Genomic DNA, 17,386 nt, shown 5'->3' on the forward strand with positions numbered 1-17,386 from the left:
AGCCGTAGGTGCCGATTACGGCCACGATGCCCTGCGTGGCCTGCCGCTGTGCGGCCAGGTCCGCGGTGCGGGGGTCCCCGCCGTCATCTTCGATGATGATCTCGATCAATTCAGTTTCTTACCATAAACCCCGACCCGGCCCTATGGCTGGCACTATTAATTTTTTTTATACCTGCAGCGCCGTCGAAATCATCCGCCGGAAAGAGGCGTCATCATGGGTCAATGCAACCGTGGCGTCAACGGCGACCGCTTTTACCGGCCAAGGGGTGCCGCTTTCAATCTTCACAAAATCCTTTAACGTGGCAACGATCACTTCAGCGTTTGTTTCCCTCGCCGCTTCGGCTATCCGCCCTAAATCACGGGAAGAATACTTGTGGTGGTCGGAAAAGGATAAGGTGCGCACCAGTGTGCATCCTGCCAGTTCCAATGACTCGAAAAACTGCGCGTTGTCCGCCAGACCCGCGAAGGCCAGCGCCCTTTTGCCCGTCAGTAGTGAAATATCGGTTGTATCCGTTAAAAAAACACCGCCACCCGGGTTGGTTCTCCTGATCACCGGCAGGTGCGTGGTGTGATAAACCGGTCGGCGCTCCGGCAACCCGTCTGGGGTTGCAGACTTCCGCACCGGGTCGCTGCGGGTCAAAATTACCGCATGCGCCCGACGCAGGGCCGCAACCGGCTCCCTGAGCACTCCTCTTGGAAGCAGATAGCCATTTCCAAACGGCGCACGGCTGTCCAGAAGGACCAGGTTAAGATCCCTTTTCAGCCTGATGTGCTGAAACGCGTCATCCAGCACAATGACATGCGGTTGGAATCGCTCAACAGCCAGCATACCGGCGTCGTATCTTCTTTTGCCCACCACCACCGGAATACCTTTTAGGATCCTGGCCATCAGGTAAGGTTCATCACCGGCATCCTCGGGACCTTGGAAAATCGTCTTCCCATCACTGACGATCCCGCCCGCAGTTTCCATGCGCCCCCGGTATCCCCTGCTGATCACCACCACGCGGTAGCCCAGGTCCCGGATAAGCTGGGCCACCATGATGGTCATGGGCGTTTTGCCCGTCCCACCGGCAATGATGTTGCCAATGGAAACGACGCGGCAGGGAAGCGCCTGGATGGGCAGCACCCCTTTTGCGTACAGATGCGCACGGATGGCCATCACCGCACCATAAAGAACCGCCAGGAGTTGGAGACCGGTTTCAAGGGAAAACAGCGGCGTTCGACTTTGGCCCAGGGCTGCGGATTCGACACGCTTCCGCAGACGTTGCCAACATCTTTTCAATCGGGTCATGGGTTGCCTATTTTTGTCCAGGGTCATTTGGCGGACCGTTTCGGAAAATTGAATCGAACAACTACCCGCGCACCGCCATCACAACGTCGGTCCGTCTAACTAACACCGGGTCAAATCGGTTGCAATCATTTACAAACCTTTAACCATGGGATAAATACCCATGCGTTGGACGGTGGGCGTTGGACGGTGGCCGCTGAAAAAATTAATATTTCGGCGGCGGCGATATCTGTTTCGATAAAGAAACCGCGCGGCACACAAAGGCGATGTATGACCCGCATCTGTTTTTTCAATGGCGTATCATTTTGGGGCGGTGGTGAAAAATGGCATTTTGAAACCGGCACGTATCTCTCACTGCGAGGGCATCGCGTCTATTTTATCACCCAGCCAGGCGGTGAGCTGCACCAACGACTCAAGGGCACGAATATCAACGAGCTGACCATGACGCTGACCAATGCCAGTTTTCTGAACCTGTTCAAAATCGGCAAACTGGTCAGATTTTTTAAAACCAACCGGATCGAAACCGTCGTATTCAATGGTTCAGCGGAAGTTAAAACAGGCGCCCCCGCCGCTCGGATGGCCGGGGTCAAGGCCATCGTCTATCGAAGGGGAATAGCACTTCCCGTAAAAAGTACGGTCATGAACCGTTGGCTCTACCAACGGTTGATCACGCATTTTCTGACCAACTCCCGGGAGACATCCCAAAAGCTGTTTGCGCACCTTGGCACACCCATGGACAGCGGAAAGGTCCGGGTCGTTTACAATGGGATCGATTACGACCAATTTGCCTCCGTTTCCCGCAAGGTTCCGATGCCCGATGGCCAGCCGATCGTGCTCGGAAGTGCCGGCAGGTTGGAAAAACAGAAAGGGCAGGATTATTTGCTGCAAGTGGCATCGATTTTAAAAAGTCGGAACATCGCCTTTCAAATGCACATCGCCGGGGAAGGACCCCTCAGACAATCGCTTGAACGCCAAATAAAGACATGCGGACTGGACGACCAGGTTCATCTGCTGGGCTTTGTTGCGGACATGCGCGGTTTTTTTGAACAGCTGGACATCTTTATTTTCCCCTCCTTGTGGGAAGGCTTCGGCTACGCCATCGCCGAAGCCATGGCCGCTGGCCTGCCAGTAGTCGCTTTTGACATCAGCAGCAATCCGGAGGTGGTCGAACAAAATGAAACCGGCTTTTTGGTTGCCCCGGGACAGGCCCAGGCACTGGCGGAAAAAACGGCCGTTTTGGCCAAAAACCCACGACTGCGCCTTCAGATGGGCAAAAAAGGCCAGGCCCGTGTTTGCGCCCGTTTCAATCGGGCAGAACAGCTGTCCAAGTTGGAAGCTTACTTGTGCGAAGATGTGTTGAAGGCATAGGCTGACTTCCATGGCGGTCCTGCGGCTTGCGGAAAACCAGTGTTTACAGCCATGATCTTTTGACCTTTACAATCTTGATCATCAGTCGGGTGGTCTGTTTTTCCACCGCCGGTGAACCCAAAGCCACTGCTCGGGGTATCGGCGGATGATAGCCTCCATAACCTGGTTGTATTGGCGGGTGTTTTCTTGAATATCGCGCTCCTTGTCACCGGTTCTAATCAATGGGACTTCCGGTTCGATGTGAATCTCGAACCGGTTTCCATGGCGTACCAGGTAGGTGGGGACCACCGGGGCACCGGTTTTTAATGCCATCAGGGCCATCCCCTTGTTGGTGCAGGCCGGCTGTCCGAAGAAATCGGCGAATACCCCGGCGGTCAAACCGGAATCCTGATCGAGCAGAATCCCTACACAATCTTTTCGCCTCAGGGCATCGAGAACTTTGCGCATCGATTTTTTTTTATGAATCGGATTGGCACCGAAACGGCAGCGGTATTGAAGAAAGAAGCGGTCGGCCGGCTTGAAATCCAACGGTCGATACACCATGCTGACATTGAATCCCTGGAACCTGTAACTGATGGGCAGCAATTCCCAGTTGCCCATATGCAATGTCAGGATCAACACCCCCTTTCCTTTTGCACGCGCATTGCGCAAATGCGCCTGCCCGTTGATGGTACAGTGACGCATGAAATCATCCATGCTCATGTCAAGGGACCATCCGATTTCAAAAGGAATCAGGGCCAGGTTGTGGAAAGCGGCCCGCGCGACTCGCATTCGCTCGCCGGGGGTCTTTTCCCCACCAAAGGCCGTGGTCAGATTCCCCAGAGCCACGCTTCGATGGGTCTTGTCGACCGTGAACCAAATGGCTCCGAAGATCTTGGCCAAGGTGAACGCGAACCGGCGCGGTATCATGCCCAGCAGATAGGCTGCGATGTAAATTAGTTTAGTAAAAAAACCCGGCATTGACTGTTCCATCGTTGGAAAGAATCACCAGCCTCGATTCAATTTATTAGGCCGCCGGACAAAACGAGGCGGATAAAAATTAGCCCCGTTCGGCAATTTTTGTCAATCAAAAACAAGACCGCTTCCAAAACCCTTTTTAGTATAAAAATCAGGTCCAAGACCCTGAAACCTGAATCCACTGGTTCCAAATTGTTTTTCCGCAAATCGACTCTGGATTGACTGCTGGGCCTTGCCGGTCGTGTCTCATTCAGGACTCGCGGCTACATGCGACATTCCCGCCACGGCTGAACCATCAGAATCAGCCCCGCCGCCCCCAGATACATCAGCCCCAGGTAGGAAAAAACCAAGGTGTAGTTGCCCCGTGAGATATCCAGGATATGGCCGCTCAGCCATGGGCCAAGCGGACCGGAGACAAAGCCGTAGGCGGTGAAAATCAGCCCGAAGATGGCCCCGAAGTGCGCCATGCCGAAACAGTCGCCGGCCAAGGGGCCGGAAACCGCAAACAGGGTCCCGAATGCGAATCCGATGACCGCCGCCAGCGCCGCCCACAGCCACAGCCCAGTCAGATGGGGCATGCTCAGATACGCCAGACCTGCGCCGGCGAAACTCATCGTCATGATGCGGGATCGACCGATGCGGTCCGAAAAATAACCGCTGATCAACCTGCCGCAGCCATTGGTCAGGTTGAACGCCGTGAGCAGAACCACGGCTTGAGCCAGATTCAGTCCGCGGGCCAGGCCGAACCCGGTGGCCAGGACGATCATGCTGGCCCCGGCAGCGCCGGCGAAGACCCAGGTGAGCCAGAGGCACCAGAATTCCCGGCTTTTCAGGGCTTCATATACCGAGCGCCCGGCAGGTTCCAACGGCCCGGCGGATGCCGGGGTCGACTGATCGTTCTCCGGAAAACGGATCAGGGCGGAAGCGCTCAGGCCGATGGTAAGCGCTGCACAGCCTGCGGCCAGGGTCAACGCTTCATAGCCCCATTTTGACAAGAGGATCGAAAAGACGGGGGACATGACCGCTGCCGACAATCCGAAGGCCATATTGAAAAATCCCGCAACCAGACCCCGTCTTTCGGGATACCAGCGCTGGACCACCGTCAGTCCGGGGAGGTATACGAAGGCCGATGAGGCCCCAACCGAAAACGCCCAGATGTTGACTTCGGTCATGCTTCCAGCCTGACTCAGCCAGATGGAACTGCAGCCGCACATGACGGCGCCGATCGCAGCCAACCTTCCCGGACCGAATTTTTCCTGCCAGCGTCCGCACAGGTACATGAGGCAGGTGGCACCGATGAGAATGAAAAACACCGTCCCGCCTACCGCCCCACCATCGGCGAGAAAGGCATGCTGCCAATGCTGGCGCAAAACGCCGGGGAGGCCAAAGATAAAGGCGCCCGGCCAGAAGATGGCACAGGCGCAGGCAATCAGGATGAAAGGTCGGGGGCGTTTTGCCGACATTCGGACTCCTCGTTCGATTTCGAATCGGGCCTACCGCACCAGGCTGTTTAGCATAACTCCGGGATTTGGGCAAACATCGGCTTGCTTTCAGCGACAGCGCCAAAACCACCCTTGCAACCATCTTCAAGCAGCGGTGCCTGCCTGCAATCCGGGAAAATCTGGCTGCCGAAATCTCCAAGATCGAAATGCGGGTACCCCAGGCACGGTTTCATCCTACCGGGAAAGCAGGTCTTGCACTACACCCGGGTCTCTTGATATGCTTTGATCAGTTAAGAGGAGGTTCACCATGCATAAAGCAGTTAAGTGGGTGCTTGTTATTGCCGGTTCATTCGTGCTGCTGATGGTCATCGCCGTAATCGTGCTGCCGATGGTTGTCGACGTCGAAAAATACAAGCCACAGATCGAAGCGCAGGTCGCCAAGGCCACAGGCCGAACCTTCAAGCTGGGAGGCGAGCTGAAAGCCTCTGTTTTCCCCTGGATCGGTGTACGGCTCTCGGATTTGCACCTGGGCAATCCCTCCGGCTTCCAGGAGGCGGATTTTGTTGCCGTGGAATCCTTTGAGGTACGGGTCAAGCTCATACCCCTGCTGTCGCGCAACATCGAAGTCAAACGCTTCGTGATGAACAGACCTAAAATTGTACTTGAAAAACGGAAAGACGGCAAAGGCAGCTGGGAAGGCCTGGGGCAGCCCGCCCAAAAACCGCCGGCCCAGGTTAAGGAAGCGCCGGCGCAGGCATCTACCGGCGAACTGCCCATCAAGGGGTTGCGGGTGGATGAATTTGCCATCACCAACGGTCTGATCGTGTGGCTGGATCAGGCTTCCGGTGCGCGCAAGGAGGTCAAGGACATTGACCTGGTCCTGACGGACCTCAGTCTTGACAAGCCCATCGGCATCGCTTTTTCGGCGCTGGCCGACCAGAAACCGGTCAACCTCGACGGCACCATCGGTCCGTTGGGGGCTCAGCCCGGCAAAAGTCCATTGCCGCTGGAACTGGCCCTTAGGCTGCTCGGGGAACTGGATGTCCAACTGACCGGCCGCATCGATCCGTCCAAAGCGCCTGCCGAAATTGATCTGGCCGTAAACGTGGCCCAATTTTCACCCCGTAAAATCATGGCGCAACTGGGCCAGGAACTACCCATAGCGCCGGCCGACACCAGGGTGCTGGACGCCGTTGCCGTGTCACTCAGACTCAAGGGAACTCCGCAAAACCTGGTCGTGTCCGACGGCAAATTGAAACTGGACGACTCCCAGGCCACCTTCTCAGCCCAGGCCAGTGAGTTTGACAAGCCGAATCTCAAGCTTGACCTGAATCTGGATGCCATCGATCTGGATCGCTACCTGCCGCCGCCCAGCAAGGCGGAGGCCAAGGCGGATACCCCAACGCAATCACCGGCGGATCCGGCAGCGAAAAAAACCGATTACAGCCAGCTGCGCCGCCTGGTTTTGGATGCACGCGTCAAAGCCGGTGAATTGAAAGTTAAAAAAGCCCGCATGCAGAACATCGAGGTCAGGGTCAGCGCCCGCAATGGGGTCATCCAGATGGATCCGCTCAAGCTCGATCTTTACCAGGGCGCCATCGCCGGCAAGGCAGCGGTCAACGTTCAAAAAGACCAACCCGCGACGAGCGTGCAGATGACGCTTAACGGCGTTCAGGCCGGCCAGCTGATCAAGGATTTGATGGCCAAGGAACTGATCGAAGGTGCACTGGCCGCCGATATCGATCTGAATTTTAGCGGTGACGCGCCCGATCTGATTCGTCGGACGCTCGGCGGAAGCGGTGACCTGCGGTTCAACGACGGCGCCATTGTCGGCATTGACCTGGCATCAATGGTGCGCAACGTGCAGACCGCCTTTGGCCTGGGTCAACATCCCTCGGAAAAACCACGCACCGACTTCGCCGAACTGAGGCTGCCCTTTACGATCACCAGCGGCCTTTTTAAAACCGATGCATCCAAGCTCAACTCGCCGCTGATGCGCGTGCTGGCATCCGGCAGTGCCGATCTGGCCAAAGAAACCCTGGATTTTCGGGTGGAGCCCAAATTCGTGGCTACGATCAAGGGCCAGGGCGACACGGCCCAGCAGCGCTCGGGAATCGTGGTGCCGGTGCTGGTGTCGGGAAGTTTCGCATCCCCCAAATTCAAGCCGGACCTCCAAGCCATGCTTCAGCAGCAGCTTGACCAGCCCTTGCCGGACAAGGAGACACTGAAAAAGATGGTGCCTTCCTCCAAGGAAATAACCCCAGAAAAGCTTCAGGAGGGCGTCAAAGGGTTGTTGAAAGGTTTTGGCAGCCAGTAGGCGCCTGGTCAGCGGTCAGGTTCTGCAGAACTGCTTGATCAACACCCGGTCAGCGGTCAGGTGTCAATTGCGGGTCGGGGATCAGGTACTCAGGGAGAACATGATCAGCGGGAGGACGTTGTAGTTGATCTTCAAAAAAGTCAGGCCGGCCACGAAATAGAATGCCTTGCGCACGTGCTTGTCGCCGATCAGTTGCCAGACTTTTTCCGCAGCCCTGCGTGTACGGAAGCGGACCACGCTTTTGCCGTAGCGGATGTTCTTTTCCACCAGGTCGGGGTAGTTGTTGAGGCTGTTTTTCAGTTTGGCGCTGTTGGACTGGATTTTATTGAACAACTTCGACTCGGTGCCCACCACCTTGGCCTCTTTTCGGCTAACGCCGTCCAGAAATGCCTTGCGGCTGCGTTCACAGGTCACATAGGTAACTGAACTGCCCATCTGCTGAACACTGTGGCCGTCGCTGCCGCCGGTAATGGCCCGATCCAGGTTGAAACCCAGCAGGGCGCTTTTCAGATTCCAGCGCTTCAGATTCTCTGAGTTGATTACTTCGACACCATCGGCCATGGCCAGCAGACGGTGCAGCTGCAGGTCCGAAAAGCTGTGGTTGCAGATGCCGGTAAAGGCGGCGGAATAGGGATGGGGGAAAATAACGACGCTGTTGTACTTCCTTGCACGCCGAAGGATGGATTCCACATCCAGCTCGATGGAAGACATAACCGTTGTTCCCATGTATGGCCGAACATCATCTGAATAAAAGGCCTTGAGATCATCGATCCGGTAAAAATAAACCAGGATGTGAGCCCCTTCCCGGGAGGTGACTTCAATTCCGGGGACACTGAACACATCGGCATGGTTGTCGAGTTCCACCGCTCCGTCTATGGCGTTGTGGTCGGTGATGGCAATGCCAATCCCCAATTGCCGGGCGCGTTGGGCAATATCGGCCACCGAATCGGCCCCGTCTGAAAAATGGGAATGAAAATGAAGGTCGACAACTGTGTGGTCGCTGTTGAGCACATCCAGGCGAGGCGCTTCAAATTGAATTCGATTGAGATTGTCCATGGATCCTTTATAACTGCCGAGGCTGTTTCGAGATTAAAACCTAATCTGTAAGGTTAGACTAACCAGATCCTCTGTCAACATTTATTTTCAGCCTCGGATCCAGACGACCATCTCTTGCGACCCCGCCCTCATGAGGGCCAAGAGGGGTTTTCGAACCACGGCCACCCGACTTTTCTGGTTGATCTTTTCGACCGGAAAAACCGGATTTGTGCATCCGTGGCCTGGAACTTGTCTGCCAGATAGCGTATGTATGGAGAAAGCGCTGCCGTTATCGGTTGCCATCGCCAAGAACGATTATTTTTAAACACACGCGCAGGCTGCCATGAAAAGGCCTTATCCCACGCCAATCCCGGACAATGTTACCGAAATCATTTTGGAAAGCATTTCCGACGGTGTATTTACCGTCGATCATGATTGGCGCATCATGTCCTTTAATCGTGCCGCGGAAGCGATCACGGGAATTCCCCGTGAGGAAGCCATCGGCCGACACTGTTGGGAGGTGTTTCGCTCCAACATGTGCGAGGATGCCTGTGCCTTGAAACGAACCATGAAAGAGGGTTCATCCCTCACCAATTCGACCACCTATATTATCAACAGTGCTAAAAAACGGATCCCCATTACGGTCTCCACCGCGTTGCTGAAAGGCAAGAACGGTGAGGTGCTGGGCGGTGTCGAAACCTTCCGGGATCACAGTCTGGTGGAAGCGCTGCGCAAACGGCTCGACCGCCGCTTTCAGATTGGGGACATTGTCAGCCGCAACGATGCCATGCATGCGATTCTGACCATTTTACCCCTGGTGGCGGAAAGCGGCAGCACCGTTCTGCTGGAGGGTGAGACCGGTACGGGCAAGGAGCTGCTGGCCCGGGCCATTCACGACGCCAGCGCGCGCAGGGGCAAACCCTTTGTGGCCATCAACTGCAGCGCGCTGCCGGACACGCTGCTGGAGTCTGAACTGTTTGGCTACAAAGCCGGTGCCTTTACCAACGCCGTGAAGGACAAGCCCGGCTACTTTGCCTTTGCCGAAGGGGGCACCATCCTTCTGGATGAAATCGGGGACACCAGCGCCGCTTTTCAGGTAAAGCTGCTGCGTGTTCTGGATGCGCAGGCCTTTGTGCCCCTTGGCGCCGTAAAAAAAGTCAAATCCGACGTGCGCGTGATTGCCGCCACCAACAAGGATTTGACCGCAATGGTGGCTACCGGTAAATTTCGCCAGGATCTTTTCTACCGCATCAATGTCGTCCGCATGACCCTGCCCCCCCTTCGCGAGCGCAAGGAAGATATCCCCCTGCTGGTCGAGCACTTTATCGAAAAAATGAACATGCTGCGCGGTAAGACGATCACGGGCCTGGATGCCGAAGCCCTTCAAATCCTCATGTGCCACGACTATCCCGGCAATATCAGGGAACTGGAAAACATCATCGAACACGCCTTTATTCTTTGCAGCGCCGGCCTCATCCAGGCGCGCCACCTGCCGGCCGGCTTTGCCGGGCGGAACCTGCCGTTCGACGAACAGGACAGTCTGAGCCACACACTCAATACCACCGAGGCCATCGCCATCGTGAATGCACTGAAGCGAAACCATTACAATCGTCTGGCGGCGGCCAGGGAACTGGGTATGCACAAAAGCACGCTGTTTCGTAAGATCAAACGACTGGGCATCCTGCTTCCCGAAATCGACGGCCGCTCGAAAACCCCTCCAGGCCCATAGCATCGCAGGGTTGCATGACAATCCCAGCATGCCGACGCATATTTGCAACACCAATTGCGGCGTGCCGACGCCATCCACCCAGGCGAAATCCTGAACAGATAAACGTGATCGCGCCCCGCAACCGATTCTGATGTTGTCTTTATGATCAGCCTTGTTCAGGGTGAATCATAGCATTATCAGATACTTTTAACCAACGCCACCACTTGCCCTTACACCGCCTGGATAAGACTATCACGGCTAAAGGCGCGTTGAGATCCTGTCAACTATCGCCCTTCTAATTATTCTATCATCTATTTGCATGAGTGGCACACGCCTTGCGGAAGTAGGTTTATAAAATGGGGGGGACGCTATGAAAGTCGCAGTCACTGTCTGGGAAAAGCGCGTTTCACCAGTCTTTGATGCATCGCGCCGCGTGTTGATTGCGGATATAGAAAATGCCCGAATCACGGACCAATCCTATCTGGTTTTCGATCCCGGGTTGCCGTCGAACCTGGCAAAAACCCTGTCGGACCTGGAGGTGCCCGTCCTCATCTGCGGTGCAGTATCCCAGGTTCCGGCCAATACCCTGACAGCCGGCGGAATCACATTGATCCCCTTTATCACCGGAAAAGTGGATCGTGTGCTCGAGGCCTATGCCAAAGGAGAATCGCTCACACCGGGCTTTTTGATGCCCGGATGCCATGGCAGTGCTACCCTAACGCAAAAACCGGCCCACTGATTCGCGCCGTCATCCGAAAGGAGTACCGATTGACCCAATTACTGTTTATTTCTCCGGAAACCACCAACCTGAAGGAAGTTGCGGCAGAAAGTGAAGTGTGCGGCGGACGTATCCGCTGGGCAACGTCCGGTCACCAGGCGCTTGCAATGCTCGCTCGACATCAGGTTGATCTGGTGGTGGTCGACGAAACGGTGGGCGACATGACCGGGTTGGACTTTGTCAAACGACTGGTGTCCGTCAACCCCATGATCAACTGTGCGGTGGTGAGTTCACTGTCCGAAGAGGACTTCCACGAAGCCAGCGAAGGGCTGGGCATTTTAATGCCTCTGCCTCCCAGGCCCGGTCGAGCCGACGGCCAGCGGCTGATGACCCACCTGAAACGGATCCTGGGGCTGAGTGCCGGCGGCGATTGAGCCAGCATTGGGGTGGCCCCATCCGCAAAGCACCCCATGGAAAACATGATCGGATCGTAAGTAATCGCAACAAAAAGCCGAATCGAACTCGGCAGCAGGAGGTTGTCCATGAAGATCGCTATCAGTGCCAAGGGCAAGACCCTTGAGTCTACCATCGATGAACGCTTTGGCCGGTGCCCCTATTTTATCATCCTGGAAACGACGGACATGAGTTACGAGGCCGTCGAAAACACAAATGCCGACCTTGCGACCAGCGCCGGCATTCAAGCGGCCAGCTTTGTTGCATCCACGGGTGCCAAAGCGGTCGTCACCGGCAACTGCGGCCCCAAGGCCATGCAGGTCTTTGCCGCGACCGATATCAACATTATCCTGGGCCAGCGTGGCGTGATCAAGGATGTGGTCGAGAAATTCAAAGCCGGGGAACTCAGCCCGGATTCCCGCAATCATGTTCCCGAAAAAAGCGGGGCTGTCCGCTCTCCCTCTACCTCATCCCCCTTGGGGTCGGGGCCGGGCAGCGGGGCCGGTCGCGGCATGGGCGGTGGCGGTGGCCGGGGCATGGGCGGTGGCGGTGGTCGAGGGATGGGCGGTGGCGGTGGTCGAGGGATGGGCGGCCGATGCCGGAGTTCTTACGCTGCCGCTTCACCGGGCGTTCAAAACACGCTTGCCAACCCAACCAGAGAGCAGGAATTGGTGCAACTGCAGCGCAAAGCCGACGAACTAAAGAAGCAAATGGACGCCCTGCAGTCCAAAATGAAAGGCTAGGCCTGATCATGCCCGACAACCTGGATGCATTTGTAGAAAACCTGCAGGAACAGATATTTGCGGAGGCCCGTGAAGCCTTCGGTGAGGCCGGCTTTGCGCGCTGGCGCAATCCACGCTTTCGCGGGCCGCTCAAAGATCCGGACTCCCATGCACGCGTGACGGGAAATTGTGGCGACAGCATGGAGATCTTTCTGGTATTCGAAAATGACCGGGTCCGTGAGGCCGCCTACCTGACCGATGGCTGCGGATCGAGCACGGTGTGCGGCTCCTTTGCCGCAGAAATGGCCATTGGCAGAACACCCGACGAACTCGTGGACGTCACCGGCGAGGCCATACTGGAAAAGTTGGGCCGGTTTCCGGAAGCGGATCGGCACTGTGCTTTTTTGGCCGCCGAAACCCTCCAGGAGGCACTAAACCGGTATATGGTTGCCCGGCGGAAAAAACAGTCCGCTTGAAAAAATAAGCCCGTCTACCAGAAAGTTCACCAGGCCATGCAAAGACACGCCTATCATCATCTCTTTGGTCCGGTGCCGTCACGCCGCTTCGGCCGTTCCCTGGGAATCGACCTGACACCGCACAAGACCTGCAGCCTGGACTGTGTCTTCTGTCAACTGGGGAGGACCACGCAGAAAACCCTGGCCAGGAAGCTTTATGTTCCCACGGCCGATGTCATCGCTGAGATCGACCACTGGCTGAATACCGACGGAGAGGCGGACTACCTCACCCTTTCCGGTTCCGGCGAACCCAGCCTGCATGCCGAGTTTGGCCGGGTACTGGCCTTTTTGCGCAATCAGCCCATTCCATCTGTGCTGCTGACCAACGGCACGCTTCTGAACGTTGCCGAAGTTCGTGCCGCCGCCGCCTTGGCCCATGTGGTCAAGGTATCCTTAAGTGCCTGGGATCAGAACTCATTCGAGTGGGTCAACCGCCCCCATCATCAACTTAGTTTCGACTCGTTTTTCGAAGGGGTTAAACAATTTCGCAGCGAATTTGACGGTCAGTTGTGGCTGGAGGTATTCCTGCTTTCAGGCATCAACGCCATGCCCCGGGATGTTGAGAAAATCGCCCGTCTGGCAGATGCGCTGAAGCCCGAACGCACTCACCTCAACACCATCGACCGACCTCCCGCCGAAGAGTTTGCCGCCGCCGTGCCCATGGCGCGATTGGAGGAACTGGCTCTCCTGTTCGATCCGCCGGCCCGCATCGCCGCCGCTGCCAGCGTCAAGCATTCCAAGAAAGGCCAGGCCGACGAAGCCATGATTCTGTCCATGCTCAGCCGCCGCCCGTGCACCATGGCGCAGATAGAAGCGGCCTTTGGCCTGCACATCAACGAAGTCTCAAAAATTCTCGGCCGCCTCATCCAGGAGAAACGGATTCACGCCGATTTGAGGAACCACGAGGTGTATTACCGATACTTGTGAATGGTTTCCCAAAATAACCGCTCTGGAACAAGAGATTCTACAAGGATTATCGGCAATGGTCGCGCCCTCAGATGAAGATGAACAGACGCGGCGTTTCGCCAAAAACCGATAAATTATTTGACATAATTTCAAAAAGCCTAAATAAGTTATGTTGAATATTGCAACAGCAAAAGTGAAAGAAAAAATGCATCGTCTCGATCATGCATTAGGCTGAACATCGGTTTCCACAGCGACGGCAAAAATCCGCCGCGCCTGATTCCCGCCGTTTGCGTGCAAACAAATTCCACATGGAGGCCATGGTGAAAAAGAAGAACAAAGAATCACAATCGTTGTACCAAATAAAGGTTACTTTGGTTGGAAGCAAGCCTCCAATATGGAGAAGATTGATTGTCAACGATAATATCCGTTTAGATCAATTGCATTCCATCTTGCAGGTAGCGATGGGATGGTTCAATTGCCATTTGCATCAATATCGCGTTGGAAGCTCATACATAGGAATTCCAGACCAGGATAATGATATTGACGTAACAGATGAGCGCAAGGTTTACCTACAGGACATCGTTTCCAATGTGAAAGACAATTTTGTTTATGAATATGATTTCGGCGATGGTTGGGAGCACAAAATTGTTCTTGAAAAAATTCTTCCTTTGGATTCCTCCAAATCGCCTGTGGTCATTAAAGGGAACAACGCCTGTCCTCCGGAGGACTGTGGTGGTATTTGGGGTTACTCCGATTTTTTGGCTGCAATTCAAGACCCGAAACATGCAGATCATGAGGAGATGCTTGAATGGGTTGGTGGGGAATATGATCCTGATGCGTTTGACATGAACTTGATCAACAAAAAACTCAATGAGCTGAAATTTTAGCCATTTTTCAATAATGGCAGCCAACCTCCACGTTCACGGGAACGGGGAGGACGATGCCGCCTGTGACGCAGGCATTCAACCTTATGAAACGGACATTAAATGCCTTGTGGAGCATAATATTCGCTAACCTGCTCGATCATACGCTCAAACGTATCGCTTGGATTTAAGGACATCCCAATCGCCGCTAGGGTTTGTTTTCAAACGCTTCCTGGACAGTCTCTTCAGCCTCCTTTTCCTCCCCTGCTTCTGCCTCCGCCGGCCGTTGAGCCGCATCCTTTCCCGGGGTGAAACTCAGAGCCGCATACATCGGGAAATGATCGGAGCCGATGCCCGGCAGCCGCCGCAAATCCATCAGTTTGAAATGGGCGGAATGGAAAATATGGTCCAACGGAAACCGAAGAAAGAAATAGTCCGCGTGATAGGGGTAGGAATGGTCTATTGCTTCCAACTGGTTCGCCCACCACTGATCGGTCTCGGTGGTCAGAATGATGTCCGGGTCCGCATCCGCCAATACCTGCAGGTAGCGTTGCGCCTCCCGGTTCTGCATCAGCACATTGGCCGTAATGAGCCGCACGGTCAGACCGTTCGTGGCGTCGGGTTTGCTCTTTACCTGCACACCGGACAGCGGCGTATAAGGAAATATTCGATAGGCCTGATACCCGACGCATATCAGAAGTGCTGAAAACAAAAGCACCCGGGACCGGCCCATCGGCACTCCCCAAAGCAGCTGCCAACCAACCAGCATCAAACCGATGACCAGAATCTGCAGCCGGGGAAAATCAAACCACCTGATCCACCAATCATCCTCGCGGATGAGGGGTAAAACGGTTGCGCCAATGATGATCAAAGCGCCAGATATTCCGGCTATATCGATCAATTGTCGAATATGAATGCTCCTGGTATAAAAAGGAGTTGGCTCCCCTCTGCTCTAATTTAGCCCGTGAATCGACGTATGAGGGATTGGGACTTGGTTTGTGTAAGGCCGAGTATGCCAGGGAGGTAATTGGGTGTCAAGACCAACGGCAATGCAAGATATTGATGCCCAACAACATTAGGCGATTGCAAAAATTGGGTTAATCATGCTGCATCCAATAATTCCGAATTTGTAAACCGCAAGTCCGAGAAGCGCCTCTTCCGTTTTCCAAAAGCTTGAAGGTGGTACGTGAACTCAATTATCTGAACGCGTGCCACTGTTGGCCATCTTGACAGAACGAAGTTTTACTGTCACTCAAACAGAATGCCCAGACTAGCTCGCTTAGATGCTCCGGTGGTTTTACATCCTGTGGTCATCCGGGGGATCGAACCTTGCCACATATTCAGAGGCGATCAGGATCGCGACGATCTGATCGACAGCTGAAGGAGCTGGTTCGTTACCTCCATTTGAACCGCGATAGCGAGTGCCTTCCCCGCTGCTTGCGGCGGGGAGGATTCAATCCGCTAAGGCGCAACATGGTGTCTTCGAGCCCGACGTTTATAAATATACGCGTTCCAATGCAATTTAGAGATTCCCCCCGAAGATGCCGTGATAGATACAATCCCATTGCCCTGGCTTCATTGAACCCAAGTAGATCTTGCTCGTGATCATACGTCGTCGCAAAAGGATTAAGACATGGACCTGAAAAGCGGTTACCCCTTCTGGGCAGTCAAGAACGGCCTTATGTGCACATTTCCCCAACTCAAGGCTGATATCAGCCGTGATGTGGTGGTGGTGGGAGGCGGTATTACCGGCGCGTTGATCGCTGACGAGCTGGGCAATAGCGGTTTTGATGTGGTGGTAGTTGAGCAGCGGGATATTGGCTGGGGCAGTTCCGCCGCGAGCACAGCGTTGTTGCAGTACGAGATCGATACGCACATGGTCGACCTGGCTAAGATGTATGGTGAAGTTCATGCGGTGCTGGCCTACAAGGCCTGCGCAGACGCGATCACTGATCTGCGTGATCTTGCCAATGAGCTGGGTGACGTGGATTTCGACATGCAGGAGAGCCTTTACTACGCCAGCAAGCGCAAAGACAAGGCCGCACTGCGCGAGGAGTACGAACTGCGAGTCAAACACGATTTCGATGCGCAGTGGCTGGACTCGGGCAGTTTGAAGGAGCGCTTCGGCATCAAAAGGCCGGGCGCGATTCTGACCAGACTGGCTGCGCGCGTTGACCCCTATCGCATGGCTTCCAAGCTGTTACTTCGGCTGGCAGAGCGCGGCGGCTTGATATTCGACCGCACGGTGATCGACACCATTGAACCTTCCGACGGGCGCGTGACCCTGCGCACGCCAGACGGTTTCCAGATACGCGCCCAGCACGTGGTAATGGCGGCGGGATACGCGTCGCAGAAATGGCTGAAACGGTCGGTGGCGAAGAACCGCAGCAGCTATGCGTTTATTACCGACCCTATAGCGAAGTCGGATCTGGGCCTGTTGGCATCGACCATGGTATGGGAGTCTGCCAGACCCTACCTGTATATGCGTACGACAGGCGATGGCAGGCTGTTGGTCGGTGGGGATGACGATGATATAGACATACCAGCGCGCCGTGACAAGCGGGTTGAAGGCAAGGCCAAAGGCTTGTACAAGAAGGTAAAAAAACTCTTCCCGGATCTGTCGATGCGTCCGGCGTTTTCCTGGGGCGGTACCTTTGCTGAAACCGAGGACGGCCTGCCCTTCTTCGGCGAGCATCCGCAATATGGCCCGCGGGTGCAGTTCGCCATGGCGTATGGCGGTAACGGCATCAGCTACAGCATGATAGGTGCGGGTTTGTTGAGAGCCAGCATTGAAGGCCGACAGCACCCACTGGCAGCATTGTTCGGATTTTCGCGCAAAGGGCAATCCCAAAAATGAAACGGCGCCTAACAAAACAAATGCACTCGGACGGCGAAAATCCTGACGCGAAGGCCACGGACGTGGAGGTGCTGAAACGCGAGCGATACGAACTGCTCCACCTTTTGGAGGACTGGCTGGAGACACCGATGCTGTTTCTCGCGTTCGTGTGGCTGGTACTGTTGGTCGTGGAGTTGGTTCGGGGCGAGAGTTTACTGTTCGATGTTCTCGGCACGATTATCTGGGTCATCTTCATTC

At 55.2% G+C, this 17,386-nt stretch carries 16 protein-coding genes; 11 read left to right on the forward strand and 5 right to left on the reverse strand.

Translation table 11 applies throughout. The features are described 5' to 3' along the window. Nucleotides 1-166 precede the first annotated feature (166 nt). Nucleotides 167-1,291: a tetraacyldisaccharide 4'-kinase gene (gene lpxK / locus R6V78_RS14955; protein WP_410290177.1), complete on the reverse strand. Its 1,125-nt coding sequence runs from the start codon at nucleotides 1,289-1,291 to the stop codon at nucleotides 167-169. Nucleotides 1,292-1,558: 267 nt separating this feature from the next. Between lpxK and R6V78_RS14960 the strand changes: the two genes are divergently transcribed. Further along, on the forward strand, nucleotides 1,559-2,656 hold the full coding sequence (locus R6V78_RS14960) for a glycosyltransferase family 4 protein (RefSeq protein ID WP_410290178.1): 1,098 nt from the start codon (nucleotides 1,559-1,561) through the stop codon (nucleotides 2,654-2,656). Nucleotides 2,657-2,737: 81 nt separating this feature from the next. Here R6V78_RS14960 and R6V78_RS14965 read toward each other — a convergent pair whose 3' ends face one another. Continuing rightward, nucleotides 2,738-3,616 carry a lysophospholipid acyltransferase family protein gene (locus tag R6V78_RS14965; protein WP_410290179.1) on the reverse strand — a complete coding sequence of 293 codons (879 nt, stop codon included), beginning with the start codon at nucleotides 3,614-3,616 and terminating at the stop codon, nucleotides 2,738-2,740. A 260-nt stretch (nucleotides 3,617-3,876) separates the two neighbouring features. Then, a complete protein-coding gene (locus tag R6V78_RS14970) occupies nucleotides 3,877-5,076 on the reverse strand; it encodes an MFS transporter (RefSeq protein WP_410290180.1) in 1,200 nt (399 codons plus the stop codon). Between the two features lie 286 nt (nucleotides 5,077-5,362). Between R6V78_RS14970 and R6V78_RS14975 the strand changes: the two genes are divergently transcribed. Next, nucleotides 5,363-7,372, forward strand: a complete 2,010-nt coding sequence (locus R6V78_RS14975) for an AsmA family protein (protein ID WP_410290181.1) — start codon at nucleotides 5,363-5,365, stop codon at nucleotides 7,370-7,372. Between the two features lie 81 nt (nucleotides 7,373-7,453). On the opposite strand, the gene R6V78_RS14980 is transcribed toward R6V78_RS14975, so the two are convergent. After that, on the reverse strand, nucleotides 7,454-8,428 hold the full coding sequence (locus tag R6V78_RS14980) for a PHP domain-containing protein (RefSeq protein ID WP_410290182.1): 975 nt from the start codon (nucleotides 8,426-8,428) through the stop codon (nucleotides 7,454-7,456). Nucleotides 8,429-8,750: 322 nt separating this feature from the next. Here R6V78_RS14980 and R6V78_RS14985 point away from each other — a divergent pair, with 322 nt between their 5' ends. The 7 genes from R6V78_RS14985 (at nucleotide 8,751) to R6V78_RS15015 (ending at nucleotide 14,316) form a co-directional block, all read left to right on the forward strand. Then, complete coding sequence (locus R6V78_RS14985; protein WP_410290183.1) at nucleotides 8,751-10,136, forward strand: sigma-54 interaction domain-containing protein; 1,386 nt, start codon at nucleotides 8,751-8,753, stop codon at nucleotides 10,134-10,136. A 349-nt stretch (nucleotides 10,137-10,485) separates the two neighbouring features. Then, nucleotides 10,486-10,854 carry a NifB/NifX family molybdenum-iron cluster-binding protein gene (locus tag R6V78_RS14990; protein WP_410290184.1) on the forward strand — a complete coding sequence of 123 codons (369 nt, stop codon included), beginning with the start codon at nucleotides 10,486-10,488 and terminating at the stop codon, nucleotides 10,852-10,854. Between the two features lie 29 nt (nucleotides 10,855-10,883). Then, nucleotides 10,884-11,267 (forward strand): response regulator transcription factor, encoded by a 384-nt coding sequence (locus tag R6V78_RS14995; RefSeq protein ID WP_410290185.1) that lies wholly within the window; start codon nucleotides 10,884-10,886, stop codon nucleotides 11,265-11,267. Between the two features lie 108 nt (nucleotides 11,268-11,375). Continuing rightward, nucleotides 11,376-12,029, forward strand: coding sequence for a NifB/NifX family molybdenum-iron cluster-binding protein (locus tag R6V78_RS15000; protein ID WP_410290186.1), 654 nt, complete (start codon nucleotides 11,376-11,378; stop codon nucleotides 12,027-12,029). Between the two features lie 8 nt (nucleotides 12,030-12,037). Further along, nucleotides 12,038-12,484, forward strand: a complete 447-nt coding sequence (locus tag R6V78_RS15005) for an iron-sulfur cluster assembly scaffold protein (RefSeq protein ID WP_410290187.1) — start codon at nucleotides 12,038-12,040, stop codon at nucleotides 12,482-12,484. A 36-nt stretch (nucleotides 12,485-12,520) separates the two neighbouring features. After that, nucleotides 12,521-13,450, forward strand: coding sequence for a radical SAM protein (locus R6V78_RS15010; protein ID WP_410290188.1), 930 nt, complete (start codon nucleotides 12,521-12,523; stop codon nucleotides 13,448-13,450). Nucleotides 13,451-13,749: 299 nt separating this feature from the next. Beyond that, nucleotides 13,750-14,316, forward strand: coding sequence for a plasmid pRiA4b ORF-3 family protein (locus R6V78_RS15015; protein WP_410290189.1), 567 nt, complete (start codon nucleotides 13,750-13,752; stop codon nucleotides 14,314-14,316). Between the two features lie 184 nt (nucleotides 14,317-14,500). Here the strand turns inward: R6V78_RS15015 and R6V78_RS15020 are convergent, their stop codons facing one another. After that, nucleotides 14,501-15,163, reverse strand: a complete 663-nt coding sequence (locus R6V78_RS15020) for an endonuclease/exonuclease/phosphatase family protein (protein WP_410290190.1) — start codon at nucleotides 15,161-15,163, stop codon at nucleotides 14,501-14,503. A gap of 762 nt (nucleotides 15,164-15,925) precedes the next feature. Between R6V78_RS15020 and R6V78_RS15025 the strand changes: the two genes are divergently transcribed. Next, a complete protein-coding gene (locus tag R6V78_RS15025) occupies nucleotides 15,926-17,149 on the forward strand; it encodes an NAD(P)/FAD-dependent oxidoreductase (protein ID WP_410290191.1) in 1,224 nt (407 codons plus the stop codon). Beyond that, the coding region (locus tag R6V78_RS15030; RefSeq protein WP_410290192.1) for a hypothetical protein at nucleotides 17,146-17,386 on the forward strand (241 nt) is incomplete at its 3' end. The genes R6V78_RS15025 and R6V78_RS15030, both read left to right, overlap by 4 nt.

The sequence above is a fragment of the Desulfosarcina sp. genome, from assembly GCF_046496365.1.
Taxonomy (GTDB): Bacteria; Desulfobacterota; Desulfobacteria; order Desulfobacterales; family Desulfosarcinaceae; genus Desulfosarcina.

Excerpts from the sequence above, each read along its gene's own strand:
- lpxK (WP_410290177.1), bottom strand. The coding sequence starts at position 1,291 with ATGACCCGATTGAAAAGATGTTGGCAACGTCTGCGGAAGCGTGTCGAA.
- R6V78_RS14960 (WP_410290178.1), top strand. The coding sequence starts at position 1,559 with ATGACCCGCATCTGTTTTTTCAATGGCGTATCATTTTGGGGCGGTGGT.
- R6V78_RS14965 (WP_410290179.1), bottom strand. The coding sequence starts at position 3,616 with ATGCCGGGTTTTTTTACTAAACTAATTTACATCGCAGCCTATCTGCTG.
- R6V78_RS14970 (WP_410290180.1), bottom strand. The coding sequence starts at position 5,076 with ATGTCGGCAAAACGCCCCCGACCTTTCATCCTGATTGCCTGCGCCTGT.
- R6V78_RS14975 (WP_410290181.1), top strand. The coding sequence starts at position 5,363 with ATGCATAAAGCAGTTAAGTGGGTGCTTGTTATTGCCGGTTCATTCGTG.
- R6V78_RS14980 (WP_410290182.1), bottom strand. The coding sequence starts at position 8,428 with ATGGACAATCTCAATCGAATTCAATTTGAAGCGCCTCGCCTGGATGTG.
- R6V78_RS14985 (WP_410290183.1), top strand. The coding sequence starts at position 8,751 with ATGAAAAGGCCTTATCCCACGCCAATCCCGGACAATGTTACCGAAATC.
- R6V78_RS14990 (WP_410290184.1), top strand. The coding sequence starts at position 10,486 with ATGAAAGTCGCAGTCACTGTCTGGGAAAAGCGCGTTTCACCAGTCTTT.
- R6V78_RS15000 (WP_410290186.1), top strand. The coding sequence starts at position 11,376 with ATGAAGATCGCTATCAGTGCCAAGGGCAAGACCCTTGAGTCTACCATC.
- R6V78_RS15005 (WP_410290187.1), top strand. The coding sequence starts at position 12,038 with ATGCCCGACAACCTGGATGCATTTGTAGAAAACCTGCAGGAACAGATA.
- R6V78_RS15010 (WP_410290188.1), top strand. The coding sequence starts at position 12,521 with ATGCAAAGACACGCCTATCATCATCTCTTTGGTCCGGTGCCGTCACGC.
- R6V78_RS15025 (WP_410290191.1), top strand. The coding sequence starts at position 15,926 with ATGGACCTGAAAAGCGGTTACCCCTTCTGGGCAGTCAAGAACGGCCTT.